Source organism: Salegentibacter sp. Hel_I_6, assembly GCF_000745315.1.
Taxonomy (GTDB): Bacteria; Bacteroidota; Bacteroidia; order Flavobacteriales; family Flavobacteriaceae; genus Salegentibacter.
Genome location: NZ_JQNQ01000001.1, coordinates 2,042,539 through 2,066,655, shown reverse-complemented (window position 1 = coordinate 2,066,655; position 24,117 = coordinate 2,042,539). Strand labels below are relative to the sequence as shown.

The 24,117-nt window shown below is 37.1% G+C and carries 23 protein-coding genes; 12 read left to right on the top strand and 11 right to left on the bottom strand.

Translation table 11 applies throughout. The features are described from left to right. Positions 1 to 33 precede the first annotated feature (33 nt). The 6 genes from FG27_RS09115 to FG27_RS09090 are packed head-to-tail and all read left to right on the top strand — an operon-like array spanning position 34 to position 6,422. The gene (locus FG27_RS09115) at positions 34 to 1,533 is read left to right on the top strand and encodes a GH3 auxin-responsive promoter family protein (protein WP_037318224.1); all 1,500 of its coding nucleotides are present in this window, start codon (positions 34 to 36) and stop codon (positions 1,531 to 1,533) included. A gap of 6 nt (positions 1,534 to 1,539) precedes the next feature. Further along, positions 1,540 to 3,222 carry a hypothetical protein gene (locus tag FG27_RS09110; RefSeq protein WP_037318222.1) on the top strand — a complete coding sequence of 561 codons (1,683 nt, stop codon included), beginning with the start codon at positions 1,540 to 1,542 and terminating at the stop codon, positions 3,220 to 3,222. Positions 3,223 to 3,225: 3 nt separating this feature from the next. Beyond that, entirely contained in the window at positions 3,226 to 3,771 is a 546-nt protein-coding gene (gene rfbC / locus FG27_RS09105) for a dTDP-4-dehydrorhamnose 3,5-epimerase (protein ID WP_037318220.1), read from the top strand. Further along, on the top strand, positions 3,768 to 4,616 hold the full coding sequence (gene rfbD / locus FG27_RS09100; RefSeq protein WP_037318218.1) for a dTDP-4-dehydrorhamnose reductase: 849 nt from the start codon (positions 3,768 to 3,770) through the stop codon (positions 4,614 to 4,616). Before rfbC ends, rfbD begins: the two co-directional genes overlap by 4 nt. Before the next feature lie 39 nt (positions 4,617 to 4,655). Then, entirely contained in the window at positions 4,656 to 5,645 is a 990-nt protein-coding gene (locus FG27_RS09095) for a UDP-glucuronic acid decarboxylase family protein (RefSeq protein WP_037318216.1), read from the top strand. Between the two features lie 6 nt (positions 5,646 to 5,651). Beyond that, on the top strand, positions 5,652 to 6,422 hold the full coding sequence (locus tag FG27_RS09090; RefSeq protein WP_037318214.1) for a glycosyltransferase family 2 protein: 771 nt from the start codon (positions 5,652 to 5,654) through the stop codon (positions 6,420 to 6,422). A 279-nt stretch (positions 6,423 to 6,701) separates the two neighbouring features. Here the strand turns inward: FG27_RS09090 and FG27_RS09085 are convergent, their stop codons facing one another. Next, positions 6,702 to 8,009, bottom strand: a complete 1,308-nt coding sequence (locus tag FG27_RS09085) for a phenylacetate--CoA ligase family protein (RefSeq protein WP_037318212.1) — start codon at positions 8,007 to 8,009, stop codon at positions 6,702 to 6,704. Positions 8,010 to 8,094: 85 nt separating this feature from the next. Between FG27_RS09085 and purD the strand changes: the two genes are divergently transcribed. Beyond that, the gene (gene purD, locus FG27_RS09080) at positions 8,095 to 9,369 is read left to right on the top strand and encodes a phosphoribosylamine--glycine ligase (protein ID WP_037318210.1); all 1,275 of its coding nucleotides are present in this window, start codon (positions 8,095 to 8,097) and stop codon (positions 9,367 to 9,369) included. On the opposite strand, the gene FG27_RS09075 is transcribed toward purD, so the two are convergent. After that, a complete protein-coding gene (locus tag FG27_RS09075; protein WP_037318208.1) occupies positions 9,361 to 9,591 on the bottom strand; it encodes a hypothetical protein in 231 nt (76 codons plus the stop codon). The genes purD and FG27_RS09075 overlap by 9 nt on opposite strands. Before the next feature lie 111 nt (positions 9,592 to 9,702). On the opposite strand from FG27_RS09075, the gene FG27_RS09070 reads away from it, so the two are divergent. From FG27_RS09070 to FG27_RS09055, 4 genes are all read left to right on the top strand, one after another. After that, the gene (locus tag FG27_RS09070) at positions 9,703 to 10,626 is read left to right on the top strand and encodes a DUF6427 family protein (protein WP_037318206.1); all 924 of its coding nucleotides are present in this window, start codon (positions 9,703 to 9,705) and stop codon (positions 10,624 to 10,626) included. Next, a complete protein-coding gene (locus FG27_RS09065; protein WP_037318204.1) occupies positions 10,627 to 11,625 on the top strand; it encodes a DNA adenine methylase in 999 nt (332 codons plus the stop codon). A 3-nt stretch (positions 11,626 to 11,628) separates the two neighbouring features. Next, the gene (locus FG27_RS09060) at positions 11,629 to 12,234 is read left to right on the top strand and encodes a DUF4254 domain-containing protein (protein WP_037318202.1); all 606 of its coding nucleotides are present in this window, start codon (positions 11,629 to 11,631) and stop codon (positions 12,232 to 12,234) included. A gap of 68 nt (positions 12,235 to 12,302) precedes the next feature. Next, positions 12,303 to 13,349, top strand: a complete 1,047-nt coding sequence (locus tag FG27_RS09055; RefSeq protein ID WP_037322099.1) for a glycosyltransferase family 9 protein — start codon at positions 12,303 to 12,305, stop codon at positions 13,347 to 13,349. A gap of 236 nt (positions 13,350 to 13,585) precedes the next feature. Here FG27_RS09055 and FG27_RS09050 read toward each other — a convergent pair whose 3' ends face one another. The 9 genes from FG27_RS09050 to FG27_RS09010 all read right to left on the bottom strand — a co-directional run bounded on the left by FG27_RS09050 (position 13,586) and on the right by FG27_RS09010 (position 23,121). Beyond that, entirely contained in the window at positions 13,586 to 15,742 is a 2,157-nt protein-coding gene (locus FG27_RS09050; protein WP_037318200.1) for a prolyl oligopeptidase family protein, read from the bottom strand. 133 nt (positions 15,743 to 15,875) lie between these two features. Then, positions 15,876 to 16,394: a DUF4625 domain-containing protein gene (locus tag FG27_RS09045; RefSeq protein ID WP_081912609.1), complete on the bottom strand. Its 519-nt coding sequence runs from the start codon at positions 16,392 to 16,394 to the stop codon at positions 15,876 to 15,878. Positions 16,395 to 16,452: 58 nt separating this feature from the next. Then, complete coding sequence (locus FG27_RS09040; protein WP_037318196.1) at positions 16,453 to 16,791, bottom strand: hypothetical protein; 339 nt, start codon at positions 16,789 to 16,791, stop codon at positions 16,453 to 16,455. Further along, positions 16,791 to 19,166, bottom strand: coding sequence for a TonB-dependent receptor domain-containing protein (locus FG27_RS09035; protein ID WP_037318194.1), 2,376 nt, complete (start codon positions 19,164 to 19,166; stop codon positions 16,791 to 16,793). Before FG27_RS09035 ends, FG27_RS09040 begins: the two co-directional genes overlap by 1 nt. Positions 19,167 to 19,250: 84 nt before the next feature. Then, positions 19,251 to 19,568, bottom strand: a complete 318-nt coding sequence (locus FG27_RS09030; protein ID WP_037318192.1) for a hypothetical protein — start codon at positions 19,566 to 19,568, stop codon at positions 19,251 to 19,253. Positions 19,569 to 19,639: 71 nt separating this feature from the next. Next, entirely contained in the window at positions 19,640 to 20,629 is a 990-nt protein-coding gene (locus FG27_RS09025) for an aspartate-semialdehyde dehydrogenase (RefSeq protein ID WP_037318190.1), read from the bottom strand. A gap of 244 nt (positions 20,630 to 20,873) precedes the next feature. Further along, positions 20,874 to 21,308, bottom strand: a complete 435-nt coding sequence (gene mscL / locus FG27_RS09020) for a large conductance mechanosensitive channel protein MscL (RefSeq protein WP_037318188.1) — start codon at positions 21,306 to 21,308, stop codon at positions 20,874 to 20,876. Between the two features lie 66 nt (positions 21,309 to 21,374). Then, a complete protein-coding gene (gene alr / locus FG27_RS09015) occupies positions 21,375 to 22,481 on the bottom strand; it encodes an alanine racemase (protein ID WP_037318186.1) in 1,107 nt (368 codons plus the stop codon). Further along, complete coding sequence (locus tag FG27_RS09010) at positions 22,474 to 23,121, bottom strand: thymidine kinase (protein ID WP_037318185.1); 648 nt, start codon at positions 23,119 to 23,121, stop codon at positions 22,474 to 22,476. Before FG27_RS09010 ends, alr begins: the two co-directional genes overlap by 8 nt. A gap of 195 nt (positions 23,122 to 23,316) precedes the next feature. Between FG27_RS09010 and FG27_RS09005 the strand changes: the two genes are divergently transcribed. Then, a complete protein-coding gene (locus FG27_RS09005) occupies positions 23,317 to 24,111 on the top strand; it encodes a hypothetical protein (protein WP_037318183.1) in 795 nt (264 codons plus the stop codon). Positions 24,112 to 24,117: the final 6 nt, after the last annotated feature.

Below are 24,117 nucleotides of genomic sequence, written 5' to 3'. Positions count from 1 at the left end.
AGTAGAAGTATACCATTTAATTTCAAAAAACCTATGTCTTTAAAGTCGTTTGGAGCAAAGATTTTTGCTAAAAATATTCGCAAAAAAATAGATAATTGGGCTTCAAAACCTGAAGAGACCCAGCAAAAAGTGTTTAAAGAGCTTATAGAAAAAGCAAAAGACACCAAGTTTGGAAAAGATCACGACTTTAAAACCATAACTAATTATACTGATTTTGCTGAAAAAGTGCCGGTTCGGGATTATGAAGAATTGCGTTTTTATGTAGATAAGATGGTGGCTGGCGAACCCGACATCCTTTGGCCGGGAAAACCTTTATACTACGCAAAAACCTCTGGTACCACTAGCGGTGCAAAATATATCCCGCTTACCAAAGATTCTATGCCTTCCCATATTAATGCTGCCAGAAATGCTATTTTATGTTATATCGCCGAAACCGGCAAGGCTAAATTTGTAGATGGAAAAATGATCTTTCTACAGGGAAGTCCAGAGATGGAAGAGAAAAATGGCGTAAAACTCGGTAGACTATCTGGAATTGTAGCGCATTACGTGCCTTCCTATCTTCAAAAAAACAGGATGCCCAGCTGGGAAACCAATTCTATTGATGATTGGGAAACAAAAGTTGATGCCATTGTTGAAGAAACCCGAAATGAGAATATGAGCGTAATTAGCGGTATTCCATCCTGGGTGCAAATGTATTTTGAGCGACTTCAACAAAAAACCGGTAAGAAAGTCGGGGAGCTGTTCCCAAATTTTGACTTGTTTATTTACGGTGGTGTTAATTATGAACCTTACCGTTCTAAATTTGAAAACCTGATCGGTAGAAAAGTAGATAGCATAGAATTATATCCTGCATCAGAAGGGTTTTTTGCTTTTCAGGATAAACAAACCGAAAAAGGAATGTTACTGCAACTTGATTCAGGCATGTTCTACGAGTTTATAAAAGCCGATGAATTCTTTGAAGAAACCCCAAAACGACTTACAATTGGCGAGGTTGAAACCGATGTTAATTATGTAATGCTGGTTTCTTCCAACGCGGGGCTTTGGGCTTACAATATTGGTGATACGGTTCAATTTACCAGCACAAAACCTTATCGGGTTATTGTTTCAGGTAGGATTAAACATTTTATTTCGGCTTTCGGGGAACACGTTATTGCCAAGGAGGTAGAAGAAGCCATTCAGGAAGCAACTTCAGCAACAAAAGCGCAAATAAGCGAGTTTACCGTAGCTCCACAAATTACCCCCGAGAATGAAGAATTACCTTATCATGAATGGTTTATAGAGTTTGAAAAAGAGCCTGAAGATCTAGCTAAATTCAGTAAGATTTTAGATAAAAGTCTTCAGCAACAAAATTCTTACTATTTTGATCTTATTGAAGGAAAAATTCTTCAGCCATTAAAAATATCAAGAGTTCCGGAAAACGGTTTTCAGCAGTATATGAAGTCTATTGGAAAACTGGGCGGGCAAAATAAACTGCCACGACTTTCCAACGATCGTAAAATTGCCGAAGTTCTGGAGAAAATTATAAAAGCATAACAAAAAATGATAAACTTAAAATTGCTGGGTCGCACTCGTGCTCAGGAAAGTACACACGCCATAGAACGCATGTATATTACCATGCGCCACCTTTTTAATCGTGGATTTTATAAACCTATGGGAGTTTCTGGAGAAACTCTAAGAGAGGCTTTACTTATTCTGCGCCCAGAAATATATGGCTCTATCGCTGATGATAAAGCCGAATTAAGCGGATTGCTGTATGTGATAGACCGTTTACCAAAAGGGATTGAAGAATGTCGCTTTATAAACCTTACCAGTGATGAAGGCTATGGAAATTCACATTTTAAGCCTATTGTTCCGCCTAAACGTCGCCGTAATTGCTATCGTATAGACGATGAGCAAATGAATATTGAGATAACCCGTGGTCGCTCTGAAATCTATGATATTCTTACTCACCTTACTTTTCTTTTTGTAGAATCGCATAAAATAATGCGCCGGGTAATTATAGATGAAGAAGGTAGCTTTACTAGAGATTGGCAAAAACTGGAAAAAGCTGTTTTTCAGGAAGAACCTTTAAGCCAGGCAGAACGCGAAATTGCATTAACTCATACCGCAAATATTTTAGGCCGAACTTTCTATGAAGTTCAGGACATTTATCCAAAATTCTCTTTACCAGAAAATCCAGAGCGGTTCTTACATATTATTTATTATCTCGGGAAGCTTGCTATCGCTGAAACTTTACAGAACGATAAACGAATTATCACGTTTAGTCCTGTGTTGCGGGAGCGTTTAGGGCATCATATTCACGGTGAAATTTGGGCAGATAATATTAAGCAACATCTTATTAAAGAAAATTTGATGCATCGTCCGCTGCATATTATTAGTGCAAATATGCACAGTGTTATGAATACGCTATATACGCCTTCTGCATTAAAAACTGAGCTTAAAAAGAAGAAACCTCTGGAGATCTACGAGGCTTTAAGTAATAGCGTTAACGGCGAATTACGAAGTAAAGTAATGAAGACCGGACTAGATAACGGGATGACTTTTTTAGAAGATAAAAGCGGAACTAATATAGATGTTCAAATTTTTGACACCGCCCCATTAAACGGAAAATTTGGAAACTGGGATATTAAAACCGAAGAAGAAGCACCGGTAATTATCGTGATGGATTATGCTTTTGGCGAGCAGGCTTACGAAACTATGGATGAGCTGCTAAAGCCCTATAATTTTGAAGGTAATGAGATTAAAATGAACGTAGAATCTATTTCCATTATGGGGAAAGCCGGGATTCTTGAAGGAGGAAAAGGTGATATTATGATCCCTTCTGCCCACTTATTTGAAGGAACTGCAGATAACTATCCTTTTAAAAATGAATTAAGTAGCGCAGATCTTGAAGGCGGAGATATTAAAGTAGTAGATGGCGCAATGATCACGGTATTGGGAACATCACTTCAAAATCGCGATATTCTTAAATTCTTCCACGATTCTACCTGGAATGTAAGCGGGCTCGAGATGGAAGGGGCACATTACCAAAAAGCTATACAAGCGGCTTCCAAATTACGAGGCAGTATCAATAGCGATGTGAAGGTGAGATATGCTTACTACGCTTCAGATAATCCTTTAGAAACCGGTAGTACATTAGCTTCGGGAGGATTAGGAACCACGGGTGTAAAACCTACTTATTTAATCACCGAAAAAATTCTGGAACAAATCTTTAAATCTTAGTTTATGCACGTTGAAGAATCGCCTTTAAAAGACTGTTTTATTATAAAACCCGATATTTTTCGGGATAAAAGAGGTCTTTTTCTGGAGAGCTATCACAAGAAAAAATTTATAGAATTAACAGGGATAGAAAAGGAGTTCGTTCAGGATAATCAATCTATTTCTAAAAAGGGCGTGTTACGCGGTCTACATTATCAAAACGGGGAATTTGCCCAAACCAAACTGGTACGTGCTATTTATGGAAAAGTGCTGGACGTAGTGGTAGACTTGAGACCAGAATCGCCAACTTTTAAGCAGAGTTTTAAGATTATTCTTGATCACGAGAATTTGTACCAACTTTATATTCCCAAAGGATTTGGCCACGGTTTTGTAACGCTTTCTGAAACTTCAGTTTTTGCTTATAAATGCGATGAATATTATTATCCCGGTTCTGAAGCCGGTATTATTTATAACGATCCAGACCTGGCGATAGACTGGGAATTTCCAGAGGAAGAAATGATAATTTCAGATAAAGATCTTAAGCAACCCTTTCTAAAAGAGGTTTTTAAATGAAGAATATTCTCGTAACAGGCGCAAATGGCCAATTAGGAGCTTGTTTTAAAAAGATTTCCAATAATTATTCTGAATTGAATTTTTACTTTAAATCTTCTTCAGAAGCAGATATCACTGATAAATCGAAACTTGGAAAACTTTTTGCTGAAGTAAAATTCGATTACGTAATTAATTGTGCGGCTTATACCAATGTTGAAAAAGCCGAATCTGAAGAAGAAAAGGTCTTTCAAATTAACGCAACCGGAGCAAGAAATCTGGCTGAGGTTTGTAATGAAAATCAAGCAATTTTAGTTCATTTTTCTACCGATTATGTGTTTGATGGAAAGGCTGAAAAGCCTTATCAAGAAACCGATAAGACCAATCCTATAAACATTTATGGCGCTTCAAAATTAAAGGGAGAACAGCTAATTGCTGAGGTTTTAAAGGAACATTTTATTTTTAGAACTTCCTGGTTGTATTCAGAATTTGGGCATAATTTTTATAAGACTATTCTTAGAAAAGTAAATGAAAAAGCCGAACTTAATATTACTACTTCCCAAACCGGAACTCCTACAAACGCTAACGATCTAGCCGAATTCGTTCTGGAGATTATCGCTTCAGAAAATAAAAATTTCGGGTTATATCATTTCAGTAATTTGGGTGAAGCAACCTGGTACGATTTTTCAAAAGCGATTTTAGAAATTACAGGGAATTCAGAAGAAATAGTTTTAAACGAAAACAATAATTTTAAGACCATTGCCGCGAGGCCAGATTATAGCGTTTTGGATAAAAGTAAACTTCAGCAAGTATTTTCGAAACCAATTTTAGATTGGAAAAAGAGTCTCCAAAATCTTATAAATGCATAATTCTGCAAGATTTTCCTTATTTTCAACCAAACTTAAATAATGGCAAAAAGAATACTCATTACCGGTGCGGCCGGCTTTTTAGGTTCACATTTATGCGACCGTTTTATTAAAGAAGGTTACAATGTAATTGCGATGGACAACCTAATTACCGGGGATCTTAAGAATATTGAGCATCTTTTTAAACTGGATAATTTTGAGTTTTTTCATCACGATATTACCAAGTTTGTGCATGTTCCTGGCGAGCTGGATTATATTCTGCACTTTGCTTCTCCCGCAAGTCCTATAGATTATTTAAAGATTCCTATTCAAACTTTAAAGGTAGGCTCTATGGGGACTCTGCATTGTCTTGGTTTGGCTAAAGAAAAGAATGCGAGAATTCTTATTGCCTCCACTTCTGAAGTTTATGGTGATCCCCAGGTGCATCCTCAAAACGAAGAATATTACGGCAATGTAAATACCATTGGGCCGCGTGGGGTTTACGATGAAGCCAAGCGCTTCCAGGAATCTCTAACCATGGCATATCATCGTTTTCACGGCTTGGAAACCAGAATTGCCAGAATTTTTAATACCTACGGTCCCAGGATGCGTTTAAATGATGGGCGCGTGATCCCTGCTTTTATTGGGCAGGCGTTGCGGGGAGAGGATCTTACCATTTTTGGCGATGGTTTACAAACACGTTCGTTTTGTTATGTAGACGACCAAATTGAAGGGATTTATCGATTGTTATTAAGCGATTTTTCCGATCCTGTGAATATTGGAAACCCAGATGAAATTACCATTAAAGATTTTGCCGAAGAAATCCTGAAACTTACCGGAACCAACCAAAAAATTGTCTTTCAGGAACTTCCTGAAGACGATCCTTTAAAAAGACAGCCTGATATTAGCAGGGCTAAGAAAGTTTTAGGATGGGAGCCTAAGGTTTCCCGAAGTGATGGCATGAAGATTACCTACAATTACTTCAAAAGCTTGAGTCCAGAAGAGCTTGAAAAAAGTGAGCATAAAGATTTCTCGGGCCATATTAGAAGATAAAAGTCTATGGAAAATCCTTTGGTTTCAGTAATAATGCCCGCCTTTAATGCGGAAGACTTTATTGAAACCGCTGTAAATTCTGTAATATCCCAAACTTATTCAAATTGGGAGTTATTTATAATAGATGATGCTTCAACTGATGCTACATTTTCAATAGCTAAAAAACTGGCAAAGGAAGATTTCAGAATAAAGATACTTCAAAATCAAAAGAATTCTGGCACGGGTATTAGCCGAAATAAAGGAATTAAAGCCGCTCAGGGCGATTTTATAGCTTTTTTGGATACCGATGACCATTGGAAGCCGAAAAAGCTGGAAATACAGCTTGAAATAATGCAGGAAGAGGAAGCTGCGGTTTGTTTTTCCAGTTATTTACAAATAGATGAAAATGGGAATTCCAGAAACGAAATTATTGAAGCCCTACCTATTTTAACTTATCAAAAATTGCTAAAATCTAATTACGTGGGAAATCTTACCGGAATGTATAGCGTGAAAAAGTTAGGGAAGATTTACGCACCCGAAATGCGGAAAAGGCAGGATTGGGCACTTTGGCTGGAAGCTGTTGAAAAAGGCGGTCCCGCAATTGGAATCCAAAGATGTTTAGCAAAATACCGGGTGAGAAAAAGTTCAATTTCTGGAAATAAACTGGAGATGTTGAAATACAATTTTAATATCTACCATAAATTTTTAGGTTTTAATTTCCTGAAAAGTACCGGTAATATGCTTGTATTTCTAAAGGAACATTTTTTGGTAAAAAAGAAACAGATAAAGAAGATTTAAGAACATCTGAACTTGCTCAGGATTTTAAAATTTCCCTTCCTTAGAAAGTAGGGGAGTGCTTATTGTTTTCGTCATCCTGAATTTATTTGAGGATCTAACTATTTGGCAACTATAACTTCCGAATTTATTTATAATTTTTCTGTTTTTATTTTGTTATGCGTGCAACCACTCCTTTCTTCAACTTCGCTGAATTCATTTCTCTCCTTGAAAAGTAGGGAGGAAGTCTTCGAGAAATATTCGCGAATTCGTGGCAAAAAGCCAGAGGGACTTTATCAGAAACTACAAATCTGAAGTAAACTGTTTCAGCTTTCCGCTTTTACTTCTTCTAAGCATATTTTTTCTTTCAAAATCAACCTTTAGGTCTTTACCTACATAAGTTTTAATAGCCTGCAGGATCTTTTGTTTTTGAATTTCAGAAAAATTGAGCTCACTCACATATTCAATTTTAAAAGAATCAGGTGTATTTTGATTGATTACAAACTCTTTAATGCTTCCGTTATCTTCAATGATACTTTTGGTCACATAATAGAAAGTAAGTCCCGGCACCACTTTTCCATCGGGAAGCTTAGCGATATCACTGGTTCGGCCAATTAATTTTTCAAGAATCGGTTTTTTTACAGTGCTTTTTTTAGAAAGTATGCCAGTATCCCCAATATCGTAACGAATCATTGGATGTGCCTTGTTGTAAAGCGAAGTGATCACGATTCGACCTTCAATTCCATTAGGAACAGGGTTATTATTTTTATCAAGAATTTCTATAAAAAGGTCTTCAGAATTTAGTATCCATTCTTTCTCCTTATTCTCAAATGCGATAAGCCCGACTTCACTGGCCCCATATTCGTTAATCACGGGAACTCCAAAAACCGATTCCATTAAATTTTTATCCTCTTCAAATAACCTTTCAGAAGTAACGATACAAAGTTTTAAATAAGGGCAAACATCTTTTAAAATCAGATTTTTATTTTTAATGAATTTTGCGAAAAGTAATACTGCGCTGGTGTACCCGTTGATATAGCTAAAGTTTGATTTTTGAAAACGCTTCAGGAATTTTTCCATTTTTTGCTCACTAAGGTCAAAAATTGGAAACCTTCTGCGTAGGCTAATTCGGTCTTTTATTCGCTCCTGGAAATTTCCGTAAAAATCCAATGGGATACCGTAAAACCTGGCCTGCAAAGATTTGTTGAGGTCAATATCATGCCAATGATAACGATCGTGAAAGCCAGCCCAGCTTAACGCATGGGCAAATTTATCTTTTGCAAAAACAAATGGTGTTCCGCTGCTGCCCGACGTTTTCCCGATATATGCAGAAGTTTTAGAAAAACCATTACTTAGTCGGTTTTGTAATTGTTGTTGCAAATGGGATTTTGACATAACCGGAACTTCAGCCCAGTTTTTAAAATCATTTTTTCCGAAGAAATCTTTATAAAAAGGATTGTTTTTTAAATGAAAGGCTACGATTTCCTTTTGGCTTCTCGCAATATAATTTTCATAACCGTTTTCTGGAATTTTCTGTATTTCCTGTAGTGCTTTATGAGCCCGGTTTATAGGGAATTTGTTAAGCTGCAGCGAAAGTTTAAACCAGTCCAAGGGCAAAAAGGCTTTTTTATAAGAAATAATTGGTGCTTCAATTTACAAACAATTATTTTTGGTGCATAACTAAAATAACTTCAGGATGAAAATTTTAATTCTTGGCGCCGGTGGACGCGAACATACCTTTGCTTATAAATTGGCCGAAAGTCCTAAATGTTCTAAACTTTTTGTTGCGCCCGGAAACGCGGGAACTGCTGAAATTGCTGAAAACATTAACCTTAAAGTAACCGATTTTAAGGCGATTAAAGATTTTGTGCTGAAGGAAGAAATTGAAATGCTGGTAGTAGGTCCTGAAGATCCTTTGGTAGAAGGAATTACCGATTTCTTTACCCAGGATGATGCGCTAAAGCAGGTTAAAGTGATTGGCCCGTCTAAACGAGGGGCGCTTTTAGAAGGTAGCAAAGAGCGCGCAAAAGAATTTATGGCGATACATAATATCCCAACCGCCGCTTACGAGAGTTTTACCGAAAAAAGCCTGGACGCCGGAAAAAAATTCCTGGAAACCCTGAAACCACCTTATGTTTTAAAAGCCGACGGATTGGCAGCGGGAAAAGGAGTTTTAATTTTAAACGATCTTGAGGAGGCTAAACAGGAACTTCATAAAATGCTTGCCGACAAAAAATTTGGTGCTGCAAGTGCAAAAGTGGTAATCGAGGAATTTTTAGACGGTATTGAATTAAGTGTTTTTGTATTGACCGATGGAGAGAATTATAAAATTTTGCCCACCGCAAAAGATTATAAGCGAATAGGAGAAGGTGATACCGGATTAAACACCGGCGGAATGGGTGCAATTTCCCCCGTTCCTTTTGCCAATGATGAATTGATGCAGAAAATTGAAGAACGTATCGTAAAACCAACAGTAAATGGTTTACAGGAAGAAAATATAGGTTACAAGGGTTTTATTTTTATCGGGCTTATTATGGTGAAAAACGAACCTTATGTGATAGAATATAATGTACGAATGGGTGATCCTGAAACAGAGGTGGTGCTCCCAAGAATAAAAACAGATCTTGTAGAACTATTAGTTAAAGTTTCTGAAGGAAAATTAAACGAAGCCAGCCTGGAACTGGACGAAAGAACTGCTGCAACCTTAATGCTGGTTTCTGGAGGCTACCCGGAAGCTTATGAAAAATCTAAAGAAATTACGGGATTTGATAAGGTTGAAGATTCTATAGTATTTCATGCCGGGACCAAGATGGAGAATGAAAAAATAGTGACCAGTGGAGGCAGAGTAATAGCGATAACTTCTTTTGGGAAAGATTACAAAGAGGCACTAAAAAAATCTTATCAAAATGCAGAGAAACTACATTTCGATAAGATGTACTTTAGAAAAGATCTTGGTTTCGACTTATCCTAAAAAGGAGTGAGCAGAAGGATCGCGATCATCATCATTAATATCGTTATAGTGTTTAAGCTGTTTCATCCAAAAACCGAATGCAGCAAATCCAACTAGAATAAATATAAAGTTTAATGCATTCGCGGCCCACCAGGAGTCTAACTCCAAATCTCTTAATAAATCGAATGGGTAAAATAATATCTCTTCGAATAAATAGGCGATACCTTCAAAAATCTCTTTCATCGTAATGAGTTTTAAATTCTAATAATATTCAAAGCCATATTAAAATACCTTTGTTGGCCTTCAATAACTAACTTTGTTATTTTTAAGATTACAAAAATATAAAAAACCACAATGCTAACAAGCTTTTTTGGCAAATCAAAACCGGTAAATGGTGTTGCGATCACTGCTTTTCTCATTCTCTTTTTTGTTATCGCTAATTTTAGGGAATGGTTTGTCGATTTTAATCTGTTGCTTTTCTTGGAAAAACTGGCCGTTTTACTAAGCCTGGTAGTGAGTGTTTTTACCCTTAATTTTATTGCCAAGAAAAACGAACTTACCCGGCGAAGTGCCTATAAAATTCTATTTTTTGTAATTTTTTCAGCATCATTTTTCACACTGCTAAGAAATCACCAGGTGATTTTCGCGAATTTGTTGGTGCTTTTAGCATTTCGTAGAATAATTAGTTTAAAATCTAAAAAAGTGATGCAGAAGAAAGTTTTTGATGCTACTTTTTGGATTTGTATTGCATCGCTATTTTATTTCTGGTCTATTTTATTCCTTGTGGTGGTTTATGTAGGTATTTTGTATTATTTGCCTAAACCTAAAAATTGGCTCATTCCGCCGATAGCTGCATTAGCGGTAACTGTTTTAACGCTTAGTTTTCATATTATCGCTTACGATCAATTTTATACTTTTACCCAGTGGTTTCAATGGAGTAATTTTGATTATTCCAATTACCAGGAGCTTAATATCCTGATTCCTGTAAGTGTTATTTTAGCGCTTACACTTTGGACACTTACTCAATTTTTTGCCGTGGTAGGTAAAGCAAGCGTTTCTATGAAACCCTCGTTAAACCTGGTTTTACTTAGCTTGCTTACCGCAGTTGCCGTCGCGATTTTTGCACCTACCAAAGATGGGAGTGAACTTATTTTCTTCTTTGTTCCATTAAGTATTATTACCTCTATTTATTTTGACCAAAGAAGCGATAGGATCTTTCGGGAGGTATTATTGATCTTACTTATCTTAATGCCAATATGCATTCCATTAATTTTTTAGATGAATTATATAGGTTCCAAACATAAGCTTGGCGATTTTATAAAATCTACCGTAAAAGAGGTGGTTTCAGAAGATCTTTCCCAGATGGTTTTTTGTGACCTCTTTGCGGGAACGGGCAGTGTTGGCAGGAATTTTAAAACTTCGGTGAAATCTATTATTTCCAACGATGTAGAGTTTTACAGCTATATTTTACTTAAAAATTACATTGAAAATCATCAAAAAATAAATACTGAAGATCTCCTTACCGAATTAAATAATCTTAAGGGAAAACCGGGTTTTATTTTCGAGGAATATAGCGAAAATGGGAGGGGGAACCGGCTTTATTTTTCTGAAACAAATGGTAAGAAAATCGATGCTATTCGGCAAAAGATCGAGAAATGGAAATTGTTTAAAGAAATTGGGGAAAACCAATATTTTTTTCTTTTAGCTTCTTTGTTAGAAAGCGCCGATAAAGTCGCAAATACCGCTTCGGTTTACGGCGCGTTTTTAAAGAAAGTAAAAGCTACAGCTCATAAGGAATTTAAGTTAATACCGGCAAACTTTGAGTTTACAAATAATTCGCACCAGGTTTTTCACCAGGATGCGAATCAATTAATTAAAACAATTGAAGGCGATATTTTATATTTAGATCCGCCGTATAACGCGCGTCAATACGGCGCAAATTATCATATTTTAAATACCATTGCAAAATATGATACCTTTGTGCCAAGAGGAAAAACAGGCCTACGCGATTATTATCGTTCTAATTATTGCAGGCGTGGGGAGGTTAAAAATTCGTTTCAGGATTTACTGAAAAATGCAAATTTCAGGTACATATTTTTCAGTTATAATAATGAGGGTTTAATGCCTTCAGAAGAAATAAAAAAAATAATGAGCCGTTTTGGAAATTACGATTTGGTGACCCGGAATTATAAGCGTTTTAAAGCAGATAGTACCGAAAACCGAATGCATACGGCCAATAAAACCAAAGAATACCTACACATTTTAGAAAAAAAATAGTTTATGTTTTCAGATAAAGCAAACAAGATCTTTCAGGAAGTAATAGAAAAATATCACGAAAAAGATTCGGTAGAACAGCCTTTTTCCAATCCTTATGATAGCGAAAATGAACTAATAGAACATTTGTTTTACAGAAAATGTTGGATAGATACTGTGCAATGGCATTATGAAGATATCATTAGAGATAAACATATAGACCCGGTAGATGCGTTGTCGTTAAAACGCCAGATAGATGCCTCAAACCAGGATCGTACCGATACCGTGGAATATATTGATAGCTACTTTTTGGAGAAGTTTAAAGAGGTAAAGCCTAAGGATAATGCAACAATAAATTCTGAAAGTCCCGCCTGGGCCATAGATCGGCTTTCAATTTTGGCTTTAAAGATTTACCACATGCACGAGGAGGCTAATAGGGAAGATGCATCGCAGGAACACCAGATGAAATGTAAGGCAAAGCTTGATGTATTATTGGAGCAGCGGGTAGATCTCTCTACAGCGATAAATCAGTTACTGGAAGATATTGCGGCTGGCAACAAGTATATGAAAGTTTACCGGCAAATGAAGATGTACAATGATGATGAGTTGAACCCAGTTTTACGAAAAAAGTAACGATTAAAATTTTTAAAATGCAGAAGCAATCTCCTGTTATGAAAAAGACTTCTTCCTCCACGGGGGAGATGGCGCAGGTAGATGGAGCTTCTCATATTTTAGTGATTCGCTTGTCAGCAATGGGCGATGTTGCGATGATGGTACCTGTTATTAGGGTTTTAACCGCAACTTACCCCAATTTAAAGATCACCGTTTTAACCCGTGGTTTTTTTGCACCCATGTTTAAAGGAATTCCCGGAGTTGCGATTTATGAAGCCGATGTAAATGGGGTGCATAGTGGCGTAATTGGCCTGGGCCGGCTCGCCAGAGATTTACGTGATACTGGCATTGATAAAGTAGCTGACCTTCACAATGTTTTACGAAGTAACGTCTTGAAATCGGTTTTTTATATGTTTGGAATTCCGGTAAAACAAATTGATAAAGGAAGAGCTGAAAAGAAAGCTTTAACGCGGGATGATAATAAAGTTTTTAAACCATTAAAATCTACGATTAGGCGTTATGCCGATGTTTTTGAAGCTTTGGGATATATTATAGACCTTAGTAAGCACCAATTTCCATTAAAAGAAAAAATTTCAGAAAAAATAAGAGATCTTGTAGGTACTGAGCCTAAAAAATGGCTGGGAATTGCGCCTTTTGCTCAGCACGATTCCAAAGCCTACCCTAAAGATCTTATGGAAGAGGTTTTACGGAAGTTAAGCGATAACCCAAAAATAAAGATTTTGTTATTTGGCGGCGGAAATAAGGAGGAACAACAAATGGAAATTTGGGCGGCTAAATATTCAAATACGATTAGTATCGCCGGGAAATTGACTTTGGCTGAAGAACTCTCCTTAATATCAAACCTTGATGCAATGCTTTCAATGGACAGTGGCAATGGGCATATGGCAGCAATGTATGGAATTCCTGTAATTACTATTTGGGGGGTTACTCATCCTTATGCGGGTTTTGCACCTTTTAATCAACCTGAAGAAAATAGTTTAATTCCCGATCTAAATAAGTACCCAAAAATACCAACTTCTGTTTATGGGAATAAATATCCTGAAGGTTATAAAAATGCTATTGGGAGTATTCTCCCGGAAAGTGTTTTAAAGAAGATTGAAGAAGTTTTGTTTTAGAACCTAAAAAGGTTTGAAAATTTATTCGGAGATAATAGATGTTGCAATTAAAAACATATTAGACGCTGAAACAAGTTCAGCGTGACCTTAATATGGTTTTCCAGAACTTTTTAATACCTTCAGTTGAGGATATTATCATTTCAAGACTTCCTCAAATAATTGGAATTTTCAAATAAAAAACCTCACAGGATTTCGAAACCTGTGAGGTTTGAACTTTTAAAGAAGATAAAAATAATTTATCCTTTTACTTCTTCTTCTGTTTTATTTGGTAAAACATCAAAGCCCATATTGTAAAGTGTAAAGCCAAAAATATCGGCATATTCTTCAATAATCATTTTGGTGGGTTTTCCTGCACCGTGACCGGCTTTGGTTTCAATTCTTATTAAAGCAGGATTATCTCCGGCTTGTTTATCCTGTAACTCTGCTGCAAATTTAAAAGAATGCGCAGGCACTACACGATCGTCGTGATCTCCTGTAGTTACTAAAGTAGCAGGATATTCGGTTCCTTCTTCCAGGTTATGAACCGGGGAATATTCAAGGAGATAGTTAAACATTTCTTCACTATCCTCTGCTGTTCCATAATCGTAAGCCCAACCTGCACCTGCGGTGAAAGTATGATAACGAAGCATATCCATTACGCCTACAGCGGGTAAAGCCACTTTCATAAGATCTGGACGCTGGGTCATTGTAGCTCCAACTAAAAGTCCGCCGTTAGAACCACCACGAATAGCAAGGTAATCACTGGAGGTATAATTCTCTTCGATTAAGTATTCCGCGGCAGCGATAAAATCATCAAAAACGTTTTGTTTCTTGAGTTTTATGCCTGCATCATGCCACTCTTTTCCGTATTCACCACCTCCACGTAGGTTTGGAACTGCGTATACACCGCCTTGTTCCATCCAAATCGCATTTGCAGTGCTAAAAGAAGGAGTTAAACTAATGTTGAAGCCTCCGTAGCCATAAAGCATCGTTGGGTTCTTACCGTTAAGCTCAAGCCCTTTTTTGTGGGTAATGATCATTGGGATTTCTGTACCGTCTTTTGAGGTATAAAAAACCTGCTTGCTTTCGTAATCTTCTGGATTGAATTTTATGTTTGGTTTATTATACACCTCAGAAGTTCCTTCTTCAATATTGTATTTGTAGATCGTTCCCGGAGTTACATAATTGGTGAAAGAATAGTACAATTCATCATTTTCCTTTTTAGTTCCAAATCCTCCCGCAGAACCAATTCCGGGAAGTTCAACTTCACGAACTAATTCTCCCTCATAATCATATTGTTTTACTTCAGAAACAGCGTCTACCATATATTCAGCAAAAAAATAGCCGCCACCGGTAGAAGGGCTTAATACATTTTCGGTTTCAGGAATAAAATCTTTCCAGTTTTCAGGAGAAGGATTTGCAGCATCTACCGTTACAACTTTACGATTTGGAGCGTCCATATTGGTAACGATGAACAATTTGCTGCCTTCGTTGGTAATTACGTAAGTATCGGTGTCTTCGTGGTCTAAAACAGTAACCAGTTTAGGCTCATCTTTAGAAAGATCCATCATAAACAGTTTTCCTCCAGACGTGGAATTCCTGGCGGAAATAAATAAAAATCGGTCATCTGCTGAAACGCCACCACCTACATACCGATGTTTTTGATCTGCTGAATCGCCAAAAATTACTTTGTCTTCGCTTTGTGAAGTTCCCAGTTTGTGGTAAAATAACCTATGCTGGTCTGTTTTTGCGGAAAGCTCGCTTCCTTCAGGTTTTTCGTAGCTGGAATAGTAAAAACCATCGTTAGCTTTCCAGGAAATTCCGCTGAATTTTACATTTTGAAGCGTGTCTTCTGCCCGTTCTTTATTTTCAGTATCAATAATGATAATTTTTCTCCAGTCGCTCCCGCCTTCAGAAATAGCATAAGCGGCTTTACTACCATCTTTAGAAAAACTTAGTCCGGCGAGAGATGTAGTACCATCTTCGCTAAATTTATTAGGATCAAGAAAAACTTCTGTTTCGCCATCTTCTCCTTTTTTTCTATAGACTACGTATTGGTTTTGAAGTCCATCGTTTTTATAGAAATAAGTGTAATCGCCTTCAACAAATGGAGATCCTATTTTTTCATAATTCCATATTTCAGAAAGTCTTTCTTCAAGCTCTTTTTTATAGGGAATACTGTTTAAATAATCGAAAGTAACCTCGTTTTGGGATTTTACCCAATCTTCGGTTTCTTCGCTGCGATCGTCTTCCAGCCATCGGTAAGGATCTTTAACTTCGGTGCCAAAGTAATTGGTAACCGTGTCTACTTTTTTGGTTTCAGGATAATTCAAACTGATTTCTTTTTCTGTTTTTGAATCGTTGCAGGAGGCCAAAATGGCGAGTGCAAAAATTCCTGGTAAAGCTTTTTTCATAGTTTACTATTAATGAGGATGATGCCAAATGTAATTAATTTTCAAATGTATATGCCAATAGTTTTAAAATTAATAAAGGCTGCATTGTTGTAAAATGCAGCCTTTATTTAAAAATTGTTAAGCAATTAAAATCTTAATGGTCATGATCATCATCATCGTGATCGTGGTCATGGTCATGATCGTCGTGATCTCCTTCAATATGCAATTCAAGAAAAGCCTGAGATTCATTTCCGGCGGCATCGGTTACGAACACACCAAAGTGGTAATGCCCTTCACTAATTGCTGCTCCGTTAATTTCAGCAGGAACTGGAATATGATGGTGTGCTTCAAAACTGGTGTTTCCTGGTTCAATTTCGAAAACCTCATCATAACTCCAGGGATTATTTTCGCTTTCGGCTTGTTTGCTAGAAGCGTGGGTATGCCCGTCAAAATCATTATGGACTTCAATTTTATAAGAGGCAAGCTCAACATTGTCTGTAAAAATTGCATCAAAATGGATTTCTCCACCAGGTGCAACTTCTTCCTCGTCGTGAGGTTCCATAATACTAATTTCTGGAGCCTCTGTGTCTAACATATTATTATCGTCATCACTACATGATGCAAATAATAAAGTGGCTGTAATACTGAATAAATAAACTAATCTGGTTTTCATTTTTGTTGTTTTTGTGATTTACTCGATAATCGAGATTTATTTTTTTGTCTTTTAAATTCTAATACTTAAAACTCAATGTAGCGGGCGGTCCTCTAAGCTGAAAATTAAAATCGGGTTGATGTACATAATGTCCCAGGCAGCAAAATTTAAGCTTTTCAGTTGGCTCAATTTGCTGCGGAAGTTGCTTAAAATTGTTACGCTTTAATAGTAATGGGGAAAACCCGTTTAGATGATAGGTACAGGAATGATAATCGTAATTAGTTGATTTATTGTATGAAAAATCATTACTATTTGAAGGAAAATGTTCTACTAAAAAATAATGCATACCACTTGCTCCCTGCGGGAATAAAAATCCTGCAAGTAGAAAAATGGCGATATGTACTTTAAATCGCTGCATTAGTTAAGCGGAATTTTCACCATTAACTGTAGATTTCTTCCCATTTCGGGAATTTCCAGTGCGCGATAAAAATTGGTATGATTAAAATATTTAGTATTAAAAATGTTCGTGGCTTGTAGGTTTACGGTAGCTCTAAAATCTCCTATTTGCAGGTTTGTTCTTAGTCCGCCGCCAAAAATTTGGTAACCGGGGGTTATTTCCTCGTTTTGCGCGATCCTATCCTGCTCGAAAGCAAAAGCACTATTGGCAAAAATTTCGGTGTCATTAAACGCGTTTGATTTTTGTAAAAACTCATAGCCTACTTCAAAAAATCCGTTTATTGGTGGGGTAAAAGGCAAGGGGAAGTTGCGGGAACTGTCGCTGGTAACCTGCCTATTGTATAAATATTCAAAAGTGAATTGCGTATGCCATTTTTCAGCAAAAACGGTATTAAAATCGAATTCTATTCCTGTTAATAAGGCTTCACTTTGAGTGAACTGATAAATCTGCCCGGCGTGTGGCAAAATTGAAAATTGACCACTCGGGTTCAGGAAAATATAATTTTCAAAATAGTATAAATATGGACTCACGGAAGCCCTAAAGGAATTTTTGCGGTAATTTAATTTAGTGTCTAAAACATAACCTTTTTCAGCATCTAAATTTGGATCACCACGCTCGTGCCTAAAAGAACCGTGATGAATACCATTGGCGCCCAATTCTATAGCGGTGGGCAACCTAAAACTTGTGCCGGTATTTACAGAAAAATCCCAGTTTTTATAAAAATTATAAAGCGCGCCGGCCATAATGTTGAAATTCGCAAAGTCTCTATTGGTTTCTGCACTTCGAGTCGCATAATCGTTTGCTAAGGCTTCAGATGTTCCATTTCTTATTAAATGGCTGTAAAGATTATCATCATAAAAACCTTCAATTTCAATCTTACTGAAATCCAGCCTTGCGCCAAGGTTTACATTGAATTTATCTGTAACCTGGTAATCATGCGTAGCATAAATTCCCTGGTTGATCCTGGAATATTCCGGTAGCAAAAAATTGAAACCACTAATAGTATTCTCCTGAATTTGAGTTTGTGCACCTATTGCCGTGGTATGATTATCGTTAAAATCTTTGCTGAATTTTGCCTGTGCATCGTAGGTGTTCAGATCAAAATTTAGCTCGAGATCTGGATTCACTTCTGGAGCAACCTGGCCGGTATAGTGGGTGTGAAAACGGCTCCATTCCTGGCGATGATTATTCTGAAAACCTAAAATAACTTCCAGGCTGGAATCGTGAAAAAACCATTCATTTTTATTGATAAATTTTAGGTGATTCACCCGCTGAAACGGATAATCTATATTTCTCTTATCACCATCATCCTGTACCCTGCTGGTAGAAGGAATACCGTGAGCACCGGGGAAAAATCCAGATTTAAAATAAACATTGCTTATGCTAAGGGTTCCTTTGTAATGCTCTCCCAAATAGCCTACCTGGCCATATAGGTCAACCTCTTTTCCTGCTGTATTTTTAAGTCTCTCATTAAAGATGGGAACATTTCGGTTTAAGTAAACAATATTATCTGTTGGGACAGCATAATCGCCAAATTCACTTCCTGTAGCCTTTATTTTATAAAAAAACCGATCGGTTTTTAGCGAAAGATTGGTAGAAGCCGCCAGGGTATTATTCACACTTTTAGTAAGCCCAATTACCTCTCCGGTAAAGCCCTCTTCGGGCACTCTATCATTAATAATTTTAATTACTCCACCAATAGCATCGCTACCGTGTTCTATAGCGCCAACCCCTTTAATAATTTCTATATCTTCTACAGAAAAAGCGTCAATTTCCAGGCCGTGATCTGCTCCCCATTGCTGGCCTTCCTGTTTAATTCCGTTTTCGGTAACGGCAACACGATTAAAACCAAGTCCGCGAATTATAGGTTTTGATGCGCCGGCACCAATTTCAGTAGCATTAACACCAGGTAAGCGCTCCAGGGTGGTGGCCAGCGAGCCTGAAAATTGTTCCTGAAGGTATTCCTTGTTAACTTTTTCTATATTTTCTGAAGATCTTCTACGCGCATTACCATTAAGCAAAATTGCTTCTAAAGCCGCCGCATCTTCTTTTAATTTAAAATTAACCACAGCATCTTTATCTAGCGAGACTAGCGTATCCAGTGTTTTAAAACCAATATAGGAAACATTGATGCGATGCTCACCTTCCTTTAAATTAGCAATGTGATAAGTGCCATTTTCCCCGGCTAAGACAAACCTGTTGTTTATATGAACATGTGCTCCCTCAAGAGCTACCTCTTGTTCATCTACAACCTTTCCCTCCAGGCTTAATTGCTGGGAGAATATAGTTATTGGGAAAATTATAAAAAGTAATAAAACAAATAGGAATTGTTTCATAGAGAAAATACTGTGATTAATTGAAAAAGAGGGAGTTCAGTAAAATTAACTTTTAGAAAGTTTAATTTTCTGAATAAAATTCATTTAGCTAATCACAGCTGGAGGTGCCCTAAGGGAAAATAACCGATTAGGAAAAAGATTTACAGTTTCTGCCAAAGAAATAGCATAAACCGTTTCTTTTTGAGGGGTATAAATCTCGTAAGTAACTATTGAAGGTGCATCAGAATTTGCAACCTGAAAATCACATAAATCGCAATCTATAGAGGTTTTTGTAATATTAATTACTGATGAATCGCTTTCAGAAATTATATCATGATCAAACGCGTGCAAAGCCGGAAGGAGGCTTGCTGCCAATATCACTATACTTAAGATAGTGCTAATATGTGCGCTAATTTGTTTCATGGTTTGCAAAAGTAGGAAACCGGCCTATAATAACAAGCCGGTTTCTTTCTTTTAACAATGTTTGAATTAGCCTATACCAATTTATTAGCCAATAAATATTCAGCAATTTGAACGGTATTTGTCGCTGCGCCTTTTCTAAGATTATCGGCTACTACCCACATATTTAAACTTTTAGGTTGCGAATAATCTCTGCGGATTCTTCCTACAAAAACATCGTCTTTTCCTTCAGCATAAATAGGCATAGGGTAAGTGTTGGTATCAGGATTGTCCTGCACGGTAACACCTGGAAATTCGCTGAGTAATTTTCTAACGTCACCTTCCTCGAAATCATTTTCAAACTCTACGTTTACAGCTTCCGAATGCCCGCCAACCACGGGGATTCTAATCGCGGTAGCACTCACCAATACCGACTCATCTCCTAATATCTTTTTGGTTTCTTTGGTCAATTTCATCTCTTCTTTGGTGTACCCGTTTTCCTGAAACACATCGCAATGCGGAAGTGCATTCTTATGAATAGGATAAGGATAAGCCATTTCGCCTTTTTCACCTTTGTATTCATTTTCCAGTTGCTCTACCGCTTTTACGCCGGTACCGGTAATAGACTGGTAAGTAGAAACGACAACACGCTTAATTTTATATTTATCGTGTAGTGGTTTTAAAGCCATCAACAACTGGATGGTAGAACAGTTAGGATTTGCAATAATTTTGTCTTCTTTAGTTAATTCTGAAGCATTAATTTCCGGAATCACCAATTTTTTAGTTTCATCCATTCTCCAGGCCGAAGAATTATCTACCACGGTTGTTCCATTTTCGGCAAATTTTGGAGCCCATTCTAAAGAAGTTTCTCCGCCGGCAGAAAATAGCGCAATATCCGGTTTAAGATCTACTGCCGTTTGCAAGCCAATTACTTCATAGTCTTTTCCTTTAAAATTGATCTTTTTCCCAACTGACCTTTCTGAAGCAACAAGGTATAATTCCGTAATCGGAAAATTTCTTTCGGCTAAAACTTTTAACATGATCTCGCCTACCATCCCGGTAGCGCCTACTACTGCTATTCTCATAATTTTAAACTTTTGTCTTTCCCGTGAAGACGGGAAACTTTTAAATCTTCTTAAAACAAGCCGCAAATTTATTATCCCCAACTTAACTTACATAGTCTCAGCCCTTAAAATTGAAAAGAATTATTGTTTTTAAACTAATTCGTGTTTTTCGTTAAAAAAAGACCCCACAGTTTCCTGTGGGGTTTAATTAAATTACGATTTATTTAAAATGAGCAGTATAGCGGTGCTCGTATCTTTAAGAATTTTAAGTCGTTTTATTCTGTTTTTTTAGCTCATCCCTAATTTGGGTAAGCAAATCTTCCTGGGTTGGACCTTTTGGCTCCACCAATTTTGGGGCTTCTTTTTCCTTTTTGGTCTTTTCGTAAGCCCGTAATACCAAAAATATAAAAAATGCTACGATTATAAAATGAATAATGGTATCTATTAAATTACCATAAGTAATTACAGCGGCTTCAGCTTCTTTTGCAGCTTCTAATGTTTCGTAGGAAACGCCATCTAACGAGATAAATTTCTGCGAAAAATCTGTTCCTCCCGTTATTAAACCAATAATAGGCATAATCACATCGGCCACTACAGAAGCGATGATTTTGTTAAAAGCGGCACCTATCACCACCGCAGTAGCAAGGGCTATAATATCACCCTTGAGCATAAACTTTTTAAAATCTTGGATAAAACTCATGATAAATTCTGATTGGATTAGTAACTAACCAATTTACACAATAATTCGCTAGAAAAATTCATTTAATTATTGAATAATTATCCGTTTTACTCTTTGGGAAATTCCGGTAATAAGCTCGTAAGAAACGGTTCCTCCTTTGGCTGAAAATTCGGGTACATTTTGGGGTCCGCCAAAGATTATTACTTCATCACCTTCCTTACAGTCAATGTTGGTAACGTTTATCATAATAATATCCATACAAACATTACCTACAATAGGAGCGTATTCACCATTAATAAAAACGCCGGCTTTTCCGTGGCCGTATATACGTTTTATACCATCGGCATGGCCAACAGGAAGCGTAGCTATTCTTGTAGTTTTTTCGGCTTTAAAAGCACGGCCATAACCTACCGTATCTCCTTCTTCTAAATTTTGAATTTGAGATATAACCGATTTAAAAGTACCAACAGGTTTAAGTTTTTTGTTGAGGTTATCGTCATTGGCGAAACCGTAAAGTCCCAGGCCGCTTCTTACCATAGAAAAAGTGGCAGAAGGGTAATTAAATATCGCTGAGGTATTACAAAGATGCAAAAGCGGTTCGTAACCAATATCATCCAAAAGTGTACCCGCCAGGTCTTTGAATTTATAGATTTGTGAAAGGGTAAATTCCCGTTCTTTCCAATCTTCGCTGGCTGCTAAATGGGAAAAGGCAGAAGCTATTTTTACCGATTTCGTATTCTTTAATTTCTCCGGAATATGATGATAGTTAGCTTCAGTAAAGCCAAGCCGGTTCATTCCCGTATTGAATTTTAAATGCACCGGATAATCTTTCTGATTTTGCTTTTCAGCGGACTCTATAAAAAGCTGAAGCGTTCTTGCACTGTATAAGTTAGGCTCCAGGCAATGTTCAATTATTTCGGGATAATTTACGGGTTGTGGGTGCAGAATCAAAATAGGTTTACTAATTCCCGCTTCCCGCAGCCTAATGCCTTCTTCGGTATAAGCAACCGCAAAATAATCGGTGCCCAGTTCTTCTAATTTATGAGCCATTGCTACAGAATCATTTCCGTAGGCATAAGCTTTAATAACCGACATAAATTTAACGCCGGGTTTTAACTGCGATTTTATGGTTTTAAAATTATGAGCTAAGGCGTTAAGGTCTATTTCCAGAACGGTTTCTTCGGCTTTAGGCATTCTTTTTATTTAGGTTAGGTTGCAATTCTTCGGCATCTTTCACATCTAATTTCTTAACCCTTTCCCTAAGCATAGCTTTGTAATATGCGCCACGGCTTAAAGGTTCGTATTCTTCGTTTTCCCCTAGAAAAACCAGGTCGTCATTAATCGCTTTTCTATAGCTAAATTGTGCCAGGTTTCCGGTACGGGTGCAAACTGCGTGAACTTTGGTCACATACTCTGCAGTAGCCATAAGATAGGGCATAGGGCCAAAAGGATTTCCTTTAAAATCCATATCAAGACCAGCCACAATCACTCTTACCCCACGATTGGCAAGATCATTACAAACCGTTACAATTTCATCATCAAAAAACTGGGCTTCGTCTATTCCTACCACATCACAACCATCGGCAAGAATCCTGATGTTGGACGCCGACGGTACTGGAGTAGACCTAATTTCATTGGAATCATGAGAAACCACCATTTCCTCATCATAACGCGTGTCTATGGCGGGTTTAAAGATTTCTACGGTTTGTTTGGCGAACTGGGCTCTTTTTAAACGGCGAATTAGTTCTTCGGTCTTGCCAGAGAACATACTGCCGCAAATAACTTCAATCCAGCCAAATTGCTCTTCGTGATTTACTGTATTTTCGAGAAACATTTTGTAATTTTCAAATCGAAATGGGAACTTGCCCTTTTTGATAAAGGTGGAACAAATTTATTAAAAATACAAGCCATTAGCGGTTGGTAACTACTAAAGTTATTAAACCATATTAAGGCACTTTTTTTGTAAGTGTTATATTGAAACTTGAGAGAGACTTTAAATAAAAAGTGGGTTCATAAATATTGCTGAAAAATGAAAAACAGACTTAAAAAAGAGTTAGTAAAACTTGCCGAAGAAATAATTTCTGAAAAGGAAAACCTGGATACCAAAGCGCTTAAATTAAAAGCGGCAACCTTATATGAGCAACTTTCTATATTGAATTTCACTGAAAAAAATCTTGAGGCATTTGAGGCTCCTGAAGCTACACCAACGCCTAAGATTGAAAAGAAAGTTCAGGCTAAAGCACCGGTACAGCACGAACGTGACGATTATGCTCCAGATGGAACTGAATACCGCGAAGATGCCGATGCAATTACCGAACCCAATACCGAAAAAATAAAAGATATTGTAGCGCAAATGCCTGCGGAAGCTGAGCGTGTAGATGAGCTTATAGAACAGGCAAATCCTAAACCACAGGCACCGCCGGCACAACAGCAATCTCTTCAAATGGAAGAAGAGCCACCAAAGCCAAAAACCGAAGCGTCTAAAAACGATTTTAGAAATATTGGGGTAGATTATGATAATCTTCCCGATTTCGAACCTTTAAATAATCGCCAAAGAGACCAAAGACCAAAGTCTGTAAACGACAGGTTGAAAAAAGGAATAAATATTGGGCTTAACGAACGACTTTCATTCATAAAAAATCTTTTCGACGGAAATTCTTCAGACTATAACCGGGTACTTTCCCAATTAAATACTTTTAGCTCTTTAGATGAAGCTCAAAAATTCATTCAGTTGGTGGTGAAGCCAGATTATAACCACTGGGAAGGAAAAGAGGATTACGAAGAGCGATTTATGGCCAAAATAGAGAACAAATTCAGTAATTAAATTCGC